14 protein-coding genes are annotated in these 15,761 nt (G+C 72.3%); 6 read left to right on the forward strand and 8 right to left on the reverse strand.

Annotated features, from left to right (window positions below):
- Nucleotides 1-5 precede the first annotated feature (5 nt).
- The gene (locus WAB15_RS05090; RefSeq protein WP_399145046.1) at nucleotides 6-1,610 is read right to left on the reverse strand and encodes a cbb3-type cytochrome c oxidase subunit I; all 1,605 of its coding nucleotides are present in this window, start codon (nucleotides 1,608-1,610) and stop codon (nucleotides 6-8) included.
- A 391-nt stretch (nucleotides 1,611-2,001) separates the two neighbouring features.
- Between WAB15_RS05090 and WAB15_RS05095 the strand changes: the two genes are divergently transcribed.
- Nucleotides 2,002-2,397 (forward strand): hypothetical protein, encoded by a 396-nt coding sequence (locus WAB15_RS05095; protein ID WP_407285474.1) that lies wholly within the window; start codon nucleotides 2,002-2,004, stop codon nucleotides 2,395-2,397.
- 55 nt (nucleotides 2,398-2,452) lie between these two features.
- On the opposite strand, the gene WAB15_RS05100 is transcribed toward WAB15_RS05095, so the two are convergent.
- Nucleotides 2,453-2,800: an Ig domain-containing protein gene (locus WAB15_RS05100; RefSeq protein ID WP_399144573.1), complete on the reverse strand. Its 348-nt coding sequence runs from the start codon at nucleotides 2,798-2,800 to the stop codon at nucleotides 2,453-2,455.
- 219 nt (nucleotides 2,801-3,019) lie between these two features.
- Here WAB15_RS05100 and WAB15_RS05105 point away from each other — a divergent pair, with 219 nt between their 5' ends.
- A complete protein-coding gene (locus WAB15_RS05105; RefSeq protein WP_407285475.1) occupies nucleotides 3,020-3,865 on the forward strand; it encodes an alpha/beta fold hydrolase in 846 nt (281 codons plus the stop codon).
- Nucleotides 3,866-3,930: 65 nt separating this feature from the next.
- Here the strand turns inward: WAB15_RS05105 and WAB15_RS05110 are convergent, their stop codons facing one another.
- Nucleotides 3,931-4,596, reverse strand: a complete 666-nt coding sequence (locus WAB15_RS05110) for a hypothetical protein (protein WP_407285476.1) — start codon at nucleotides 4,594-4,596, stop codon at nucleotides 3,931-3,933.
- 61 nt (nucleotides 4,597-4,657) lie between these two features.
- Nucleotides 4,658-4,969: a hypothetical protein gene (locus WAB15_RS05115; protein ID WP_399144569.1), complete on the reverse strand. Its 312-nt coding sequence runs from the start codon at nucleotides 4,967-4,969 to the stop codon at nucleotides 4,658-4,660.
- Nucleotides 4,970-5,131: 162 nt separating this feature from the next.
- Here WAB15_RS05115 and WAB15_RS05120 point away from each other — a divergent pair, with 162 nt between their 5' ends.
- Both WAB15_RS05120 and WAB15_RS05125 read left to right on the forward strand, forming a co-directional pair.
- Nucleotides 5,132-6,025 (forward strand): serine/threonine-protein kinase, encoded by an 894-nt coding sequence (locus WAB15_RS05120; protein WP_407285477.1) that lies wholly within the window; start codon nucleotides 5,132-5,134, stop codon nucleotides 6,023-6,025.
- Between the two features lie 36 nt (nucleotides 6,026-6,061).
- The gene (locus WAB15_RS05125; RefSeq protein WP_407285478.1) at nucleotides 6,062-9,580 is read left to right on the forward strand and encodes a protein kinase domain-containing protein; all 3,519 of its coding nucleotides are present in this window, start codon (nucleotides 6,062-6,064) and stop codon (nucleotides 9,578-9,580) included.
- A 99-nt stretch (nucleotides 9,581-9,679) separates the two neighbouring features.
- Here WAB15_RS05125 and WAB15_RS05130 read toward each other — a convergent pair whose 3' ends face one another.
- From WAB15_RS05130 to WAB15_RS05145, 4 genes are all read right to left on the reverse strand, one after another.
- Complete coding sequence (locus WAB15_RS05130) at nucleotides 9,680-10,072, reverse strand: hypothetical protein (RefSeq protein WP_407285479.1); 393 nt, start codon at nucleotides 10,070-10,072, stop codon at nucleotides 9,680-9,682.
- Between the two features lie 219 nt (nucleotides 10,073-10,291).
- A complete protein-coding gene (locus WAB15_RS05135; RefSeq protein ID WP_407285480.1) occupies nucleotides 10,292-11,263 on the reverse strand; it encodes an NADP-dependent oxidoreductase in 972 nt (323 codons plus the stop codon).
- A 111-nt stretch (nucleotides 11,264-11,374) separates the two neighbouring features.
- On the reverse strand, nucleotides 11,375-12,352 hold the full coding sequence (locus WAB15_RS05140; RefSeq protein WP_407285481.1) for a GlxA family transcriptional regulator: 978 nt from the start codon (nucleotides 12,350-12,352) through the stop codon (nucleotides 11,375-11,377).
- A 67-nt stretch (nucleotides 12,353-12,419) separates the two neighbouring features.
- Nucleotides 12,420-13,343: a glutathione S-transferase C-terminal domain-containing protein gene (locus tag WAB15_RS05145; protein WP_399144562.1), complete on the reverse strand. Its 924-nt coding sequence runs from the start codon at nucleotides 13,341-13,343 to the stop codon at nucleotides 12,420-12,422.
- A 447-nt stretch (nucleotides 13,344-13,790) separates the two neighbouring features.
- Here WAB15_RS05145 and WAB15_RS05150 point away from each other — a divergent pair, with 447 nt between their 5' ends.
- Together WAB15_RS05150 and WAB15_RS05155 are read left to right on the forward strand one after the other, a co-directional pair.
- A complete protein-coding gene (locus WAB15_RS05150; protein ID WP_399144561.1) occupies nucleotides 13,791-14,249 on the forward strand; it encodes an RrF2 family transcriptional regulator in 459 nt (152 codons plus the stop codon).
- 209 nt (nucleotides 14,250-14,458) lie between these two features.
- Entirely contained in the window at nucleotides 14,459-15,739 is a 1,281-nt protein-coding gene (locus WAB15_RS05155) for an acyl-CoA dehydrogenase (RefSeq protein WP_407285482.1), read from the forward strand.
- Nucleotides 15,740-15,761: the final 22 nt, after the last annotated feature.

The raw sequence follows: 15,761 nt of genomic DNA on the forward strand, positions 1-15,761 counted from the left end.
GTCGCTCACTCGGCCGGGGTGTCGGGGGGACGAGGGGATTCCCGGTCGGCCGAGGGCCGGTGACCAGCGGCGGGAACGGGCACGTGCTCGCCGACTTCCGGGTGGTGCAGATCGAAGGCCGGCGAATCGGAGCGGACCCGCGGCATCGTATGGAAGTTGTGACGGGGCGGCGGGCAGGAGGTCGCCCACTCCAGCGATCTGCCGAAGCCCCAGGGGTCGTCCACACGGACCTGCGGTGCGTAGCGGGCGGTGTGCCAGACGTTGTACAGGAACGGCAGTGTGGAAGCGCCGAGCAGGAAGGAGCCGGCCGAGGAGATCGAGTTCAGGAGGGTGAAGCCGTCGGCGGCCAGGTAGTCCGCGTAGCGGCGGGGCATCCCCATCTCGCCCAGCCAGTGCTGCACCAGGAACGTGCCCTGAAAGCCGAGGAACAGCATCCAGAAGTGGATCTTCCCGAGCCGCTCGTCCAGCATCTTCCCGGTCCATTTGGGCCACCAGAAATAGAATCCGCCGAACATCGCGAAGACGACCGTGCCGAACAGCACGTAATGCAGATGCGCCACGATGAAGTAGCTGTCGGTGACCTGGAAGTCCAGCGGCGGGGACGCGATCAGCACACCGCTGAGCCCACCGAGCAGAAAGGAGACAAGGAATCCGATGCTCCACAGCATCGGGGTCTCGAACGACAGGCTCCCGTGCCACATGGTGCCGATCCAGTTGAAGAACTTCACACCGGTCGGCACCGCGATCAGGAAGGACAGTACGGCGAAGAACGGCAGCAGCACCGCCCCGGTCGCGAACATGTGATGGGCCCACACCGAGGCGGACAGCATGGTGATGGCGATCGTGGCGCCGACCATCCCGACATACCCGAAGATCGGCTTGCGGCTGAACACCGGGATGATCTCGGAGATCACGCCGAAGAACGGCAGCGCGACGATATAGACCTCCGGGTGGCCGAAGAACCAGAACAGGTGCTGCCACAGGATGGCGCCCCCGTTCGCGGCGTCGAAGACATGCGCGCCGAACTTCCGGTCCGCCTCCAGCACCAGGAGGGTGGCCGCCAGCACCGGGAACGCCAGCAGCGCCAGGATGGAAGTGAACAGCACGTTCCAGCTGAAGATCGGCATTCGGAACATCGTCATGCCGGGGGCGCGCAGGCACACGATCGTGGCGATGAAGTTCACCGCGCCCAGGATCGTGCTCAGACCGGCCACGACGAGCCCCATGATCCACAGATCGCCGCCCGGCCCGGGCGAGAACACCGGGCCGTTCAGGGGCGCGTAGGCGAACCAGCCGAATGACGCGGCCCCACCGGGAACGATGAAGCCCGACACCACCATGAGGCCGCCGAGCAGAAAGAGCCAGTAGGTAAAGGCGTTCAGCCGCGGGAAGGCGACGTCCGGTGAACCGATCTGAAGCGGCATCACCGCGTTGGCGAAGCCCGCGAACATGGGGGTGGCGAAGAGCAGCATCATGATCGTGCCGTGAATGGTGAACAGCTGGTTGTACTGCTCGTGGGAGACCAGCTGGAGTCCCGGGGCGGCGAGTTCGGCCCGCATCAGCATGGCCAGCGTTCCGGCCAAGAGGAAGAATCCGAATGCGGTGACCATATAGAGGTTGCCGATGACCTTGTGATCGGTCGTCGTGAGCCACCCCAGCACGACCCGGCCCGGCTTCGACCGGTCCTTTTCCGGTGCCGCCCGTTCGGCCTCCTTTACCTCCGTCACCTACGCCCCTTCCACCCTCAGGAACTCCGCCGCGGAAAACCCTCCCCGCCATAATGGCCGCTCCCCGGCGGGCCATGGCGCGTGCACAGGGGGCCGTAGGAGTGAATTACGAAGAGGTGGCCGTGCGCGCGACGGGACGGCAGCGGCTTTCCATTGCGCCACCCGGCTGATTGTGCCCGACGGGCGTTTCGACTCCAGCGGGTTGCCGACGTGACGGGCTGTCGGCGGCAGGACGATACCTCCGGCATCACAAGAGAGAACGGCAAGGAGCATCGTGAGAAGCGTTGTGCGGGTGGGAAGTATCGCCGGGGCCTGCGGCCTCGTTCTGCTGAGCGCGGGAATCGTCCGGGCCCAGCCCATTCCGGATCTGCTGGACGCCGCGGTGGGCGCCGACCTCGTCTCCCTTACGGGTGCGCCTCAGGGTGTGGCGTGCAACAACCGGCTCGGCAACATCAACTACCACGCACCCGCCAGGGACTCCCGCGCCTGTCTGAACGGACCGGTGCACAGCGGAAACACCCTGCACGGCGGAAACTTCCACAACCGCGGAAATCCGAACGACAGCGGCAACGTCACCAGCACCAACGGGTCCACCACCAGCAGCAATTTCGTCGACGGTGCCGCGCAGGGGAGCAAGAACAACATCCAGCGCGTCGTCAAGCGGCACTGAGCCCGCATCGGCCGCCACACCCCCTCCGGCCCGCACCCGGGGCCGGCGGGGGTCGTCACAGGTCGACCGTGACCTCGACCTGCTCGGGGGCCGCACCGGCGGCGGTGACGGTGAAGAGCGCGACGCCGTCGGAATCGCCGGCCACGAGCGGCGACGTCCGCGCATAGCCGTCGTCGTCCGTCCGTACCGTGATGGTCTGCCGGTCCCCCTCGAAGAGGGCCTGCTCGCTCGTGGACACCCAGGCGAACGTCACCTCGGCATGGGGCACCGGCCTGCGGGAGCCGCTGTCGAGGAGCCGGGCCGTCAGCGGCTGGGCGAAGGTGTCACGGCGGCCGGCGTGCTGCCCCGTGCCTCCGGTCGGCTGGATGACGAGTGTCTGCGCCGAGCCCGATTCCGCACTCATGCCGCCTCCTGACGGAAAGACCTTGTTCGTGGCGAGGTGCCCGGCTGCATATCCCGGGGATGCCGGTGATGTTAAGCAGGGCACCGTGCCGGACTCGCGTGCGACCTCCCCATTTGCCTGGAGTTCCTGCGTTGGGGTGACGAAGGGAGCCGTGCCGAACCCGGCGGGCGGCGCGCCGATTCGCTTGTCGGGGCCTGGTACGGCGATGAGGATGGCGCCATGCCCACTCTCACCGCTGTCGACGGCACCGAACTCGCCTACCACGAGGTCGGTGAGGGCGAGCCGCTGCTCTGCCTGCCCGGCGGCCCGATGCGCGCCTCCGCCTACCTCGGCGATCTCGGCGGACTGTCCAAGCGGCGCTGGCTGGTCCTGCCCGATCTGCGCGGCACCGGAGACTCCCAGATCCCCGCCGACCCGGCCACCTACCGCTGCGACCGGCAGGTCGACGATGTCGAGGCCCTCCGCGAGTGCCTCGGCCTGGACCGTGTCGACCTGCTCACGCACTCCGCGGGTGGCGATCTCGCCCTGCTGTACGCGGCTCGGTACCCGGAGCGGATCCGCACCCTGACTCTGGTCACCGCCCGGGCTCGTGCCCTCGGCGTCGACTTCACCGAGGAGCACCGGCGCGAGGCGGCCGCCCTGCGCGCCGCGGAGCCCTGGTTCCCGGCCGCGTACGCCGCCTACGAAGCCGTCTGGGCCGGCTCGACGAGCGACGCCGACTGGGACGCCATCGGCCCGTTCTTCTACGGCCGTTGGGACGCGGCCGCGCAGGCGCACGCGGCTTCCGAGGTGGCCCAGTGCAACGACGAGGCCGGGGAGCGGTACGCGGGCGCCGGCGCGTTCGAACCGGCCGCGGCGCGGGCCGCCCTCGCCGAGTGGGACGCGCGGGTCCTGGTCCTCGCGGGTGAACTGGACAGCGGCCCGCTCCCCCGCGTCGCCGCCGATATCGCGCGACTGTTCCCCCGGGGCGAGCTGGTCGTCCAGCCGGGAGCCGGCCACTACCCCTGGCTGGACGACCCGCAGCACTTCGTCCGGACCGTCGAGACGTTCCTCGACCGGCGGTAGGCCGATGGGCGCGCTGGCGAAGCCGACCCCTTTCGGCTCCGCTTTCGCCATCGGTCCGCCGGATGTCAACGGAGCTGGGCAGCGGGCACCGGAGCGCTTCTGATCTCCCGGTCCAGCGCCGTGACGGCGCTCTGCAGCACATCGGGACCGACGACATTGATCAGCAACAGGCCGAGAGCGTAGGACTTCTGAGTGTCCGTCATCTCGCTGCCGGCCAGTGCTTCCACGGCGACGCCCAGATCCTGCTGCTCCTGGTCGGGCAGGTTCTGCAGCAGCGCCAGACAGAAGGCGGGCAGCGCGATCCGGGCCTTGGTGAACTGCACTCCGCGCATGATCCGGGTGACCTGCTGGGAGCGGTCCTTGGCCCGCATCCGGTCCACGCCCCGGTCGGCCACGCCCAGCAGCACCACGAGGATGAGGTTCGGGCCCACTCCGACCTCCTGGTCGCCGATGCGGACCGTGAACAGTGCGCTGCGGAACAGGGCGAGCGCGGTGAGTCCGGCGACCAGGACCTGCAGTGCGGCCGTCTGCTCGGGGGAGGTGGAGCCGAACTTCCAGTCGAAGACATGGACCAGCCACAGGCACCCGGCGCTCGCCGCGGCGTTCAGCAGGACGTAGAGCCAGGCGCTCGCCACGCCCAGCAGGGCCGACGGCCGGTCGCGGTAGCGCGATCCCAGCTCCGCGGCCCCCACGAGCGCGCCCAACCCGCCCGCCGCGACGAACTCCAGCACCGGATGCCCCTCCTCCGCCGATCGTTGTGAACCCGAATGTGCCGTGCCTGGGTGCGGCCGCTCAGCGCGCCGCGAGCAGCTCCCGGCCCCGCGCCGTCAGCTCCACCTCGTCGTCGGCACCGTCCCCGTGTACCGAGATCAGCTCCAGGCGCAGCAGCATCGACACGACCTCGGCGATGCGGAGCGTGGTGAGCCCGGTGGCCAGGCGCAGTGCGTCCACCTGCGTCCGCGGCCGGTCACGCAGCGCGGTGAGCACCGCCATGGCGACGGGCGGCAGGGGCTCGGAGCTCTGCGCGGCCCCCATGTGCACCTGTGGCCGGCTCGTGGTGTTGAGGAAAATGCTGAACGGATCCGTCGAGCGCTCCTGAGCCATCCTGTTCTCCTCCCTGACCCCCGCGGCGAGCGCTGCCAGTGTTCCACCCCTGGGCGGGCTTTGTCCGGGAACCGGCCCGCCCGGACCGGGGCGGCCTCTACGCTACGAGTCAGCGGGGGCGGCGCCGTTGCCCCCGACCGGGTGCGGAACGGGGGAGCACCGATGGACCGGACAGCTGCGCCGCTCACGGTGGAGCGATGGACGCTCGGTGAGCCGCTGGGCAGCGGCGGGGCGGGGACGGTGCACTCGGCGCTCGACCGGGCCACCGGCGAACGGTGCGCCGTGAAGTTCTTCCGGCCGCTCGCCGGCCCGTCCTCGCAAGGGCCGGGCGCGGACGCCGGTGTGCTGCGCGAACTGCGGACCGCCGAGGCCCTCGTACACCCGCACATCGTGCGCGCACACGCCTGCGGGTACGCCGACGGTCGGTACTTCCTCGTCATGGAGCGGTGCGAACTCGGCAGCCTGGCCGAGCTGGTGCGGCGTGCGGGACCACTGGACGCGGAGCGGGCCGTCGCCCTGTTCCTCGATGTGCTCGACGGTCTGCGGTACGCGCACTCGGCGCCGCTGGACGCCGTGGACGCTGCGGGCGGGCGGGTGGCGGTCCGGGGCGTCGTCCACCGCGACATCAAGCCGCAGAACCTCCTGCTGACGGGCTCGGCCGCGGCGCCCCTGGTCAAGATCGCCGACTTCGGCCTGGCGAAGTCCTACGAACTCGCCGGGGTGAGCGGCGTGACGCACACCGGCGCATCGGCCGGTACGCCCGCGTTCATGCCGCGGCAGCAGGTGGTCAACTTCAAGTACGCCAGGCCCGATGTGGATGTGTGGGCGGCCGCGGCGTCGCTGTACTTCGCGCTGAGCGGCCAGGCCCCACGGGAGTTCGCGGCGGGCCGCGACCCGTGGCTGACCGTGTGGAACACCGCCCCGGTACCGCTGCCGGAGCGGGTGCGCGGGGTGCCGTCGCGGCTGGCCCGCGTGGTGGACGCGGCGCTGGTCGACGATCCGCGGATCCACTTCCCCACCGCCGCCGACTTCCGCGCGGCACTCGAGTCCGTGTGACACCGGCCGCCCGGTCGGAGAACTGGAGGATTCCCCATGTCCGCACCCACCTCGCGTTCCGGCCCCTCGGGCCGGGGCGGCCACGAACCGAGCGGTGCGGCCTGGCAGGTGGGCCGGACCGTCCTGGGGGAGTTCGTCATCGAGCGGATCCTGGGCCGCGGCGGGTACGGCGAGGTCGTGCTGGCGGTGAGCCGGCGCAGCGGCGCACGGTACGCCGTCAAGCGCGTCCGCCACGACGACCCGGCGGAGCAGGGACGCCTTCTCGCCGAGGCGCAGCGCTGGATCGGTTTACCGCCCCACCCACACATCACCCCCTGCCACTTCACCCGCACCGTCGCCGACGAGATGGCGGTGTTCAGCGAGTACGCCGAGCAGGGCTCGCTCGCGGACTGGATCGCCGACGGCCGGCTCTACGCCCGCGGCCCGCGCGAGGCCCTGCACACCGTGCTCCGGGTCGCCGTCGAGGCCGCGTACGGCCTCGACGCCGCGCACACCCACGGTCTGCTGCATCTCGACACCAAGCCGGCGAACGTCCTGCTCACCGGGCGGGCCACCGCGCGGATCACCGACTTCGGCCTGGCGACCGGCCCCGCGCGCGACACCCAGGAGATCGTCGACCGGGAGCGGGTGGCGGACTTCATCTCCGGCGAGCCGGGAGCCATGGACGACGCGGCCCGCGAGCTGGTCAAGTCCGTGGTGCTGCAGGCGTTGCAGGACGCCCGGGCGGACGAGCCCTCGTCGCTGCGTGCCGTGTCCGAGGGCGGCACCCAGGGCTATGTGTCCCCCGAACAGGCGGAGGGGCGGCCGCTGGGCCCGTCCGCCGACCTGTGGAGCTGGGCCGCGACGGTGCTGGAGATGTTCACCGGCGGGCGCACCTGGCCGTCGGGGACCGTCGCCGGGGCCGCACTGGAGGCGTATCTGGGCAGTGCGGACGGGGCGCGGGGGCCCGTCCCGATCCCGGAAGGGGTGGCGGACCTGCTGCGCTCCTGCTTCCGGCTGGACCCGGACGAGCGTCCCCGGTCGCTGCGGGAGGCGGCGGACAGCCTGGTGCGGACCGCGGCACAGGAGTGCGGAATCACGCTGGAGAGCGCCGCGCCGCCCTCCCGGCCGCGGGTTCCCGCCCAAGGGGCGTATGTGCGGCGGATGCCGGGCGGTGCCTCGTGGCGCGATCCGCGCGAGCTGCTCGGATCGGCCTACCAGGCGGCTGGTTTGGACCCCGCGGACGCCGTGCGGTTCTGGCCGGGCGGACACGGCAGCCGCGCCGCCCAGGGCCTGGCGGATCTACGTGCGCTCACCGAGGCCGGGCGCGTCCTTGGCACCGTGGACGCGCCCGCCCCGCCGGTCCGCCATCTGCACGCGCTGGCCCTCGCCGAATCGGGCCGGGTCCGGCACAGCCTGGGCGACCTGCCGGGAGCCGTGGGCGACTACCGGAGCAGCGTGCGGACGCTGGAGACCCTCGACTCGGCGGACGGCGGTGCGCTGCGGCTCGCGGTGCTGCACTCCCTGGCGATCGTGCTGCGCCTGTCGGGCGCCGCCGACGAGTCGCTGGCCGTCTGCGAGCGCGTCCTGGACTCGGCGGCGGCCATCACGGACCCCGTCGAAGCCGCGCGGGTCCGGGGCATGACGCTCAACACGAAGGCGAACGCCGTCGAGGACCCGGGCGAGCGGGCCGGGCTGCATGAGCAGGCCCTCGCCGAGCTGCGCATCGCGGGTGACGACGAGGGGGTGGCCACGGCCCTGTCGGGGCGGGCGGCGGCCCTGGAGCAGCTGGGCCTCGGCGCCGACGCCGACGCCCTGTGGGAGCAGGCCGACGCGCTGCTCCAGGCCGGAGCCGCGCCCGGCCGCTCCGACATCGACGCGGTCCGCGGGCGGAATCTCCTCAACCGGGCGATCGTCGCCGGCAGCCCGCGGGAGGCGGCACCGTTCGCCCAGGCGGCGGTCGAGCTGTACCGGCCGCTGGTGGAGGTGCACGGCCGCCACGACATCGCCGGGGACCTGGGCCACGCGCTGCTGCTGACCGCTCTGGGCCACGAACACTCCAGTCGGCCGCAGGAGGCACTGGCCGCGTACCGGTCGGCCCGCTCGGCGCTGGAGCAGAGCGTGCTGCGCGACGGCCGCCTGGAGTACGTCCGCTACCTCGCCCAGGTCCACGACCACGAGTCGACCCTCGTACGCGATCTGGAGGACCCCGGCAGCGCCGTCGCGCTCGCCCGGCGCGCCGTCGAGATGTGGGGGCGGCTCGGCGACACGGACGGCAGGCGCGGCTGGGTCGCCGAACGGGCCGGTGCGCACCAGAAGCTCGCCGTCGCGCTCCTGGAGGCGGGCGAAGCGGCCGACGCCGCCCGGGAGTTCGACGCGGCCCTGCGCCTCGTGGAGTCGGCGCCCGGGCGGGCTGACGGCGACCCGTACACCCGTACCGTCGAGGTGCTGGTTCATCGAGGGCGGGCCGTACTGCATCGCAGGACGGGCGATCTGGAAGCGGCCTGCCGGGAGGCGCGGACCGCCCTCGACCTGCTGGGCACCCCGGCCGCGCCGCAGGAGGAACGCACACGGGTGCTGTGCCTGCAGACGCTCAGCGCCGCTCTCGGCGACGCGGGCCGCCACGAGGACTCGCTGGCGGTTCTCGACGCCGCGACCTCGGCCGTGGAGTCCCTGGTGGAGCGCGGTGAGGCGGCGCATGCCGACCTCGCCGACGCCCGTCAGCGCCAGGCCAACACCCTGCTCAGGCTCGGCTACACCGCGCAGGCGGTGGCCTGCGCCCACCAGGGGCTGGACGCCTATCAGCGGGTGATCTCGGCCGGGCGCGCCGACCTCGTCGAGGAGGCGACACGGCTGCGGGGCGCCCTGGCCTTCGCCCTGCAGAGGTCCGGCGACCTCGACGGCGCCGCCCGGACGATGCAGGCGATCCGTCAGCAGTTGGCCGAGCAGGCCGCGTCCCGGTGGCAGCGGGTCGCGCCCAACGGCCCCATGGCGGACGCGGTCGCGCAGAGTGGGGACGCCCGGTCCGTCCTGCTGGGTGGCCTGGAAGCGTGGTTCGCCGACATCGTGGAGGTCAGGTCGGTCAAGCGCAGGGCCGTCCCCCGGCTGCTGGCGACCTTCGAGCGGCGCCGCGCGGATCTGCAGTCGGGGACGGCGTGGGCCACCGCGCCCGAGCAGATCTCCGGAATCCTGGAGGGCATGTGCGGGAGCCTCGTGTGGCTGGCGGACCGGTATCCGCAGGACGCGGCGCACGAGGCGTGCGTGCAGACGGCGCTGCTGATGGGGGTCGCGTCGATGCGCTGCGGCAGAAGCGGCGCCGCGGATCGGGGATTCCGTCTCGCCGTCGAGCACGGCCGTACGCTCGTGCTCGAACGCGGCCGGACCGGGCACCTGGAGGACTGGGCCAAGGCCCATCTGGCGCTGGCGTCCTGGCTGGCGTCCGAGGGCGACGACGAGGAGGCGGCCAAAACGGTCGGTGCGATGGAGACACACCTCTCCAGGCTCACCTCCCCTGCGGACGCGGCCCGTTGGTCGGCGCACGCCCGGCAGGTCCTGACCTCGTTCCGCGTGCGCTAGGGCACCACCGGCCCGCGCCCTCGCCGGCGGAGCCGGGGCGGCAGGTGGCCCGATGGCACCGGCCCGGCGAGGGTGGCGGCGACCCCGCGGACGGGGAGGTCAGTGGGCCGCGAGCCGAACGGAGTTGTACGGGGTGTAGTCGTAGTCGGCGTACGTACCGGCGCGTTGGACGCCCTGGCAGCCGGTGCCGTGGGAGCCGGTGCAGTTACGGGCGATGGCGCCGCCGGTCTGGTTGTTGAAGAGCCTCTTGACGCCGAACTGGTTGCTGATGTTGTGGGCACCGTAGGTGTACCACTTGTAGGTGGGGTGGCCGCCGTTCCACCCCGCGTTCGGGTAGAGGCACACATACCCGGACGGGCATCCCTGGTACTCCCCCGCCGCGCCGGCCGCGTGCGCGGCGGGCACACTCACACCGAGCGTCAACAGCGCGCCGCCGGCGAGCGCGGCGACCGCCGCCACCGTCTTCCTGATCGTGCTACGGACCTGATGCATGGAACATTCCCCCTGTCGATGACACGGCCGCGCACCGAGTCCGCGCCCGCCTTCCGCATCTGCATCCTGCACGTGCTCCGAGAGCCCGACCACCCGAGAATTCGGCCATTCCGGGCGAATCACACCACCATCACCCACCCCGCGAATGTCGTGTTCTCCACCTGGTGTCGGGGCGGTGGGAGGCCGGGCTCACGGAGCGTCAGCCGGTGCGGCGGGGGATCACCGCACGGTGAGGACGAGCTTGCCGGTGGTGCGGTTCGTCTCGCCCAGCGCATGCGCCTTGGCGGCTTCCGAGAGCGGCAGTGCCGCGTCGACGTGGACGCGCAGCGTGCCGGCCTCGACGAGGTCGGCGACCGCCCGCATGCCCGCCTGGTCGGCCTCGACGATCATCATCTCCAACCGGACTCCCAACTCGGCCGCCTTCTTGGTCTCCTCCTCGGTGGCGGGGGCCACGATGGAGACGACGATGCCGCCCGGGCGCAGCACGTCGAGGGAGCGGCTGCGGATGTCGCCGGCGAGGGTGTCCAGGACCACGTCGACCTCGCCGACGACCTCGGCGAAGTCGGTGGTGCGGTAGTCGATGAGCTCGTCCGCGCCCAGCTCCCGCAGCAGGTCGTGCTTGGCGGCGCTGGCGGTCCCGATGACATGGGCGCCTCGGGCCTTGGCGATCTGTACCGCGAGGTGGCCGACGCCGCCGGCGGCCGCATGGATCAGCACCCGCTGCCCGGGCCGGACGTCCGCGAGGTCGACCAGCGCCTGATGGGCCGTGAGGGCGGCGAGCGGGATGGCGCCCGCCTCGATGTGGCCGATGGCGGACGGCTTGCGGACGAAGGCCCGCGCGGGGCCGGTGACGTATTCGGCGTGCGAGCCGACACCGTAGGGGTAGGGCAGCATGCCGAAGACCTCGTCACCCGGCTTGAAGAGGGTGACACCGAGACCCACGGCCTCGACGACGCCGGAGACGTCCCAGCCGAGGACGAACGGCGGCGACCCCAGGAACAGGCCGCCCGCGCGGTGCTTCCAGTCGGTGGGGTTGACGCCGGCCGCGTGGACGGCGATGAGGACCTCGCCGACGTCCGGGGTGGGTCGCACAAGCTCGACCTCGGTGAGGACCTCGGGGGCGCCGTGGGCGTCTTGGCTGATGGCACGCATGGTGGGAGATGTGGCGCGGTGCGCCGTCGAGTCGGTCATACCCCCAGACTCGCGGCCTCCGCGTCAGGCGACAATGGCAAGATGGTCAGCATTCGATGGGATCGTGCCATGCGGAGATCGTGCCACGTCCGCGCCGCGCTCACGTGCCGCTCATACGTCACTGGTCGCCTGGAACGCCCGCCGGTAGGCCAGCGGGGAGACGCCGATCACCGAGTGCAGATGCTGACGGAGCGAGATCGCGCCGCCGAAGCCGACTTCGTGGGCGATCCGCTCGACGGACAGGTCGGTGGTCTCCAGCAGCCGGCGGGCCTGATGGACGCGCTGCTGGATCACCCAGCGGCCCGGGCTGGTGCCGGCCTCCTCGGTGAAGCGGCGGGCGAAGGTACGGGGGCTCATCTCGGCGTGCGCCGCGAGGTCGGCGAGGGTGAGGGGCCGGTCGAGACGCTCCAGGGCCCACTCGCGGGTGGCGGCGGTGCCGGTCGCGCCCGGCTCGGGCATCGGCTGCTCGATGTACTGGGCCTGACCGCCGTCCCGCCAGGGGGGTATGACACAGCGGCGCGCGATGTGGTTGGCGAGCTCGCTGCCGTGGTCCTTGCGGACGAGGTGGAGGCAGAGGTCCACCCCCGAGACGGCTCCGGCCGAGGTGAGGATGTCCCCGTCGTCGATGAACAGCACGTCGGGGTCGAGGGTGACGTGCGGGAAGAGCCGGCGGAAGGTGTCCGCGAGGACCCAGTGGGTGGTGGCGGTGCGCCCGTCGAGCAGGCCCGCCGCCCCGAACAGGAACGCGCCCGTGCAGATCGACACCAGCCGGGTACCGGGGCGGATGCGGGCCATTGCGGCGGCCATGGCCGGCGTGAGCCGGTCGGAGAGCAGGCTGTGGTCATAGGGCGGGACGACGACCGTGTCGGCGCTCTCCAGGGCCTCGGGCCCGTGGTCGGGGGTGACCGAGAAGTCCGCACCGGTCCGCACCGGCAGGCCGTCGACGGTGCAGGTGACCACCTCGTACAGGTGCCTCGCCTCGCCGAAGACGCGGTTCGCTATGCCCAGCTCGAACGGGTACACACCGTCGAGGGCCAGCACGACGACGCGGTGGACGGACGGCTGCGGCGGTTGCTGCGACGAATGCATGGCATCATTCTATCGAACAGCCATTATCGCGCCATTACCCGCCGACAGCCGTACGCGCCCGAGGCCGTCAGCGGGAGCAGGGCGCCCCCCGCCCGGGGGTATGCGCCGCCGTCCAGTCCAGGATCTGCACCGCCGCACCGGCGGCCTCCCGCCCCTGGCAGCGCGCGTGATGCCGGCGGGCGATACCGTCCAGGTCGAGGTGGGAGCCGAAGGCGGGCAGGGCCGCCAGCCGGCGCGCATACGACCACAGCCGGCGGTGGCCGGCGATGCGGTGTACCGCGGCGGCGTCCAGATGCCAGCGGTGCACGGTGTCGAGCTGCACCAGCGTCACCCACAACTGGACGTCCGCGGCGGTGAGTTCATCACCCAGTACGTACTCCCGGTCGGCCAGCAGCTGCTCCAGCGAGTCCAGCGCCCGCAGGAGCGTCGCCAGCGCGACCCCGTAGGCCGGGCTGCCGACGCCGACCCGGCCGGCGCGCTGTGCGGCCTCGTTGACGTCCCGCGCGCAGAGCCGCCCGATCGCCTCGATGCCGCTGCGGGCCTCGGGCGGATGGAGCACGGGCCCCTGGGCGCCGAACCGTTCGGCCAGGTCCCGCAGGATGTCGGGGGTGTGCGTGCTGACGATCCGCCCCGTCCATCCGTCGCTGAGCACCGGCGCCGCGGCCGGTCCGGGGTGCTGGTGCGAGCTGGCCTCGTACAACGGGCGCAGCGCGGCGTATCCGCCGTCCGGAGCGTCGGGGACCGCGGGCAGCAGCGTCACCGGGAGGGTGTCGCCGAGTTCCAGCAGGCTGTGGGTGATGGCGATGCTCAGACAGTACGGACACGACGGCGTCAGGTGCAGGCGGTAGCGGTGCGGCACGGCGTAGTGGCCGCTGCGCGCATCGCATCCGATCCTGCCGCGCAGGGGCGGTACGCCGTCGGGGGAGCTGACGGAGCGCTGAGATGTGGCGGAGTTCTGGGTTGCGGCGGACACGGCAGACGTGGCGGACATGCGGCTCCCTGGGGTCCGGGGCCGGTGCGCGGGCGTACGACGGGGTGCGGGCGCGCGGACCGGCGGAGGTGCGGGCGTACGGGCGGATGCGCCTCGGGCGGCGGGCGGACGCGCCGTCGGCGCGGGCCCGGCTACGGAGGGGGGTGCGGCGGGGAACGAGGGGCGGCGCGGAGCGGCCGCGACCGCCTCAGCGAAGGGGATCTGCCGCGCTGCAGACGCGCAGGAGATCGATGTGCCGGCGTGACGTCAGCGGGGGAAGCGGCCGAAAGGCGCGGACCGCGCGGTCGTCTGCCGCCCCTGCACGCCCCATGATTTCCCACCCGTTCGCTAGGGTTCCCGTCCCGAGTGTCGAGCCGCCGTCGAGCCACGTCAAGGGGCTGTGGCCGGGACGGCGGCCGGGGGTGGCCGGGGCGAGAGCCCGCACCGCCGCTGCGGAATAATGCAGGCATGCGGATTTCAGCCAGAGCGGACTATGCGGTGCGCGCCGCGCTGCAACTCGCTGACGCCCGGGACGCGGGACCGCTCAAGGCGGAGGCCATCGCCGACGCCCAGGACATTCCGCACAAGTTCCTCGAAGGCATCCTCAACGACATGCGCCGGGGCGGACTGGTCCTCAGCCAGCGCGGTGGCAACGGGGGCTATCGGCTGGCCCGGTCCGCGGAGTCCATCAGCATCGCGGATGTGATCCGTGTCGTCGACGGACCACTGGTGTCCGTACGCGGGGTCCGCCCGCCGGAGTTGTCCTACAGCGGGCCGGCCGAGTCGCTGCTGCCGCTGTGGATCGCGCTGCGCGCCAACGTCCGCCAGATCCTGGACGGGGTGTCCCTGGCCGATGTCGCAGCGGCCGAACTGCCCGGCCCGGTCTCGGCACTGGCCGAGGACCCCGACTCCTGGACGAACCCCTAGGAGACTCGTCGCCCCCGGGAGCTCCCCACCGCCCCCAAGGAAGCGTCTCCCCCACCGGAAATGCCCTATGGGCTGTCCGGAGTTCAAGACCGCGCTGTCCACCCTTTGAACGGCCCTTGCTGCGCGCGGAGTCCGGACGCATTCTTTCCCTATCAATCCAGTGGGAAAACTAGGGAAACTGGATCCGAGAGGGGACGGTGAACGGCGTCATGTCGAAGAGGTCCGCAGCGTGTCCCGTCGCCCCGCCGGCCAACGAGCCTTCGCAGGACGGGATATGGCCGCTGGTCGCCCGTGAGGTGGCGGACGATCTCGCCGTCGACGCGCTCCTCCGCGACCGCGCGGGCAAGCCGCCGTTCGACGAGCTCCAACGGGTGCGCGAAGCCGGTCTGCCGGCCCTGCTGATGCCGCCCGGCCCGACGCAAGGAGGCACCGACCTGCGGACCGCCTGCGCGGTCATCCGTGAGATCGCGGCGGCCGACAGCTCCATCGGCGAACTCCTCGGGCGGCACTACGCTCTGTCGTGGAGCGCCCGGTTCTTCGGCACCCCGGAGCGGGCCGCCGCACTCGAACACCGGGCGGCCGAGGAGCAGTGGCTCTGGGGCGGGGACATCGGCGTTCCGGGGACGGAGGCGGACTCGGGGACGGAGACCGGCCCGGAGCTGACCCTGACACCGACCTCCGGCGGGTATCTCCTCAACGGCCGCCGGGCGTTCGCCGCGGGTGTCGCCGTCGCCGACCGGCTGGTGCTCGGCGCGGTGTGCACCGAGACCGGTGAGTCGCTGGTGGTGCTCGTGGACCCGGCGCACCCCGGTGTGACGGCCGATCCGTCGCACGACCGCCTGGGGCAGCGGCTCACCGGGGCGGGCAGCATCGGCTTCGAAGGCGTCCCGGTGTCGTCCCCGGACCAGGTTCTGGGCGCCGTCCCGCGCGACGAGCACGACGTCTCCCCCTTCGCCGCGCTCGCCCCGCTGGCTCTCCGGCTCGCCCTCGTCCACGTCGGCCTGGGGATCGCCGAAGGAGCGCTGGCCGAGGCGCGGGACTTCAGCCGCGCCGCGCCGCGCACCTGGCCGCCCTCGGGTCCCGACAGCGGTACGTACGAGGGGCTTCCGGATGGTGATCCTTATCTCCTGCTCGCCTACGGGGAGTTGGTGGCCGCCGCGCACACCGCAGCGGCGGTGGTGGAACCGGCGACGGAGGCCCTGGCGAGGGGCCTTGTGGCGGGCCGCGAGCTCGGCGTCGAGGAACGCGCCGACATCGCCGTCCTGGTCGCCGCGGCGGAGGCGGTCACCAGCCGGTCCGCCATGCGCATCACCACCCGGATCCTGGAACTCACCGACGGCGCCGACGCCCTGGCCGACGGCCCCGGGTTCGACAGGTTCTGGCGCAACGCGCGCGTCCTGACGGCGCAGGGCTCCCCCACGCACCGCCTCCGGGACATCGGCGATCACTTTCTGAACGGCACACATCCGCCCCTGACCCTGCACGTCTGACCGCCCACCGGCCCGGGGGAGA

The sequence above is a fragment of the Streptomyces sirii genome (assembly GCF_045690365.1).
GTDB classification, from domain to species: Bacteria; Actinomycetota; Actinomycetes; order Streptomycetales; family Streptomycetaceae; genus Streptomyces; species Streptomyces sirii.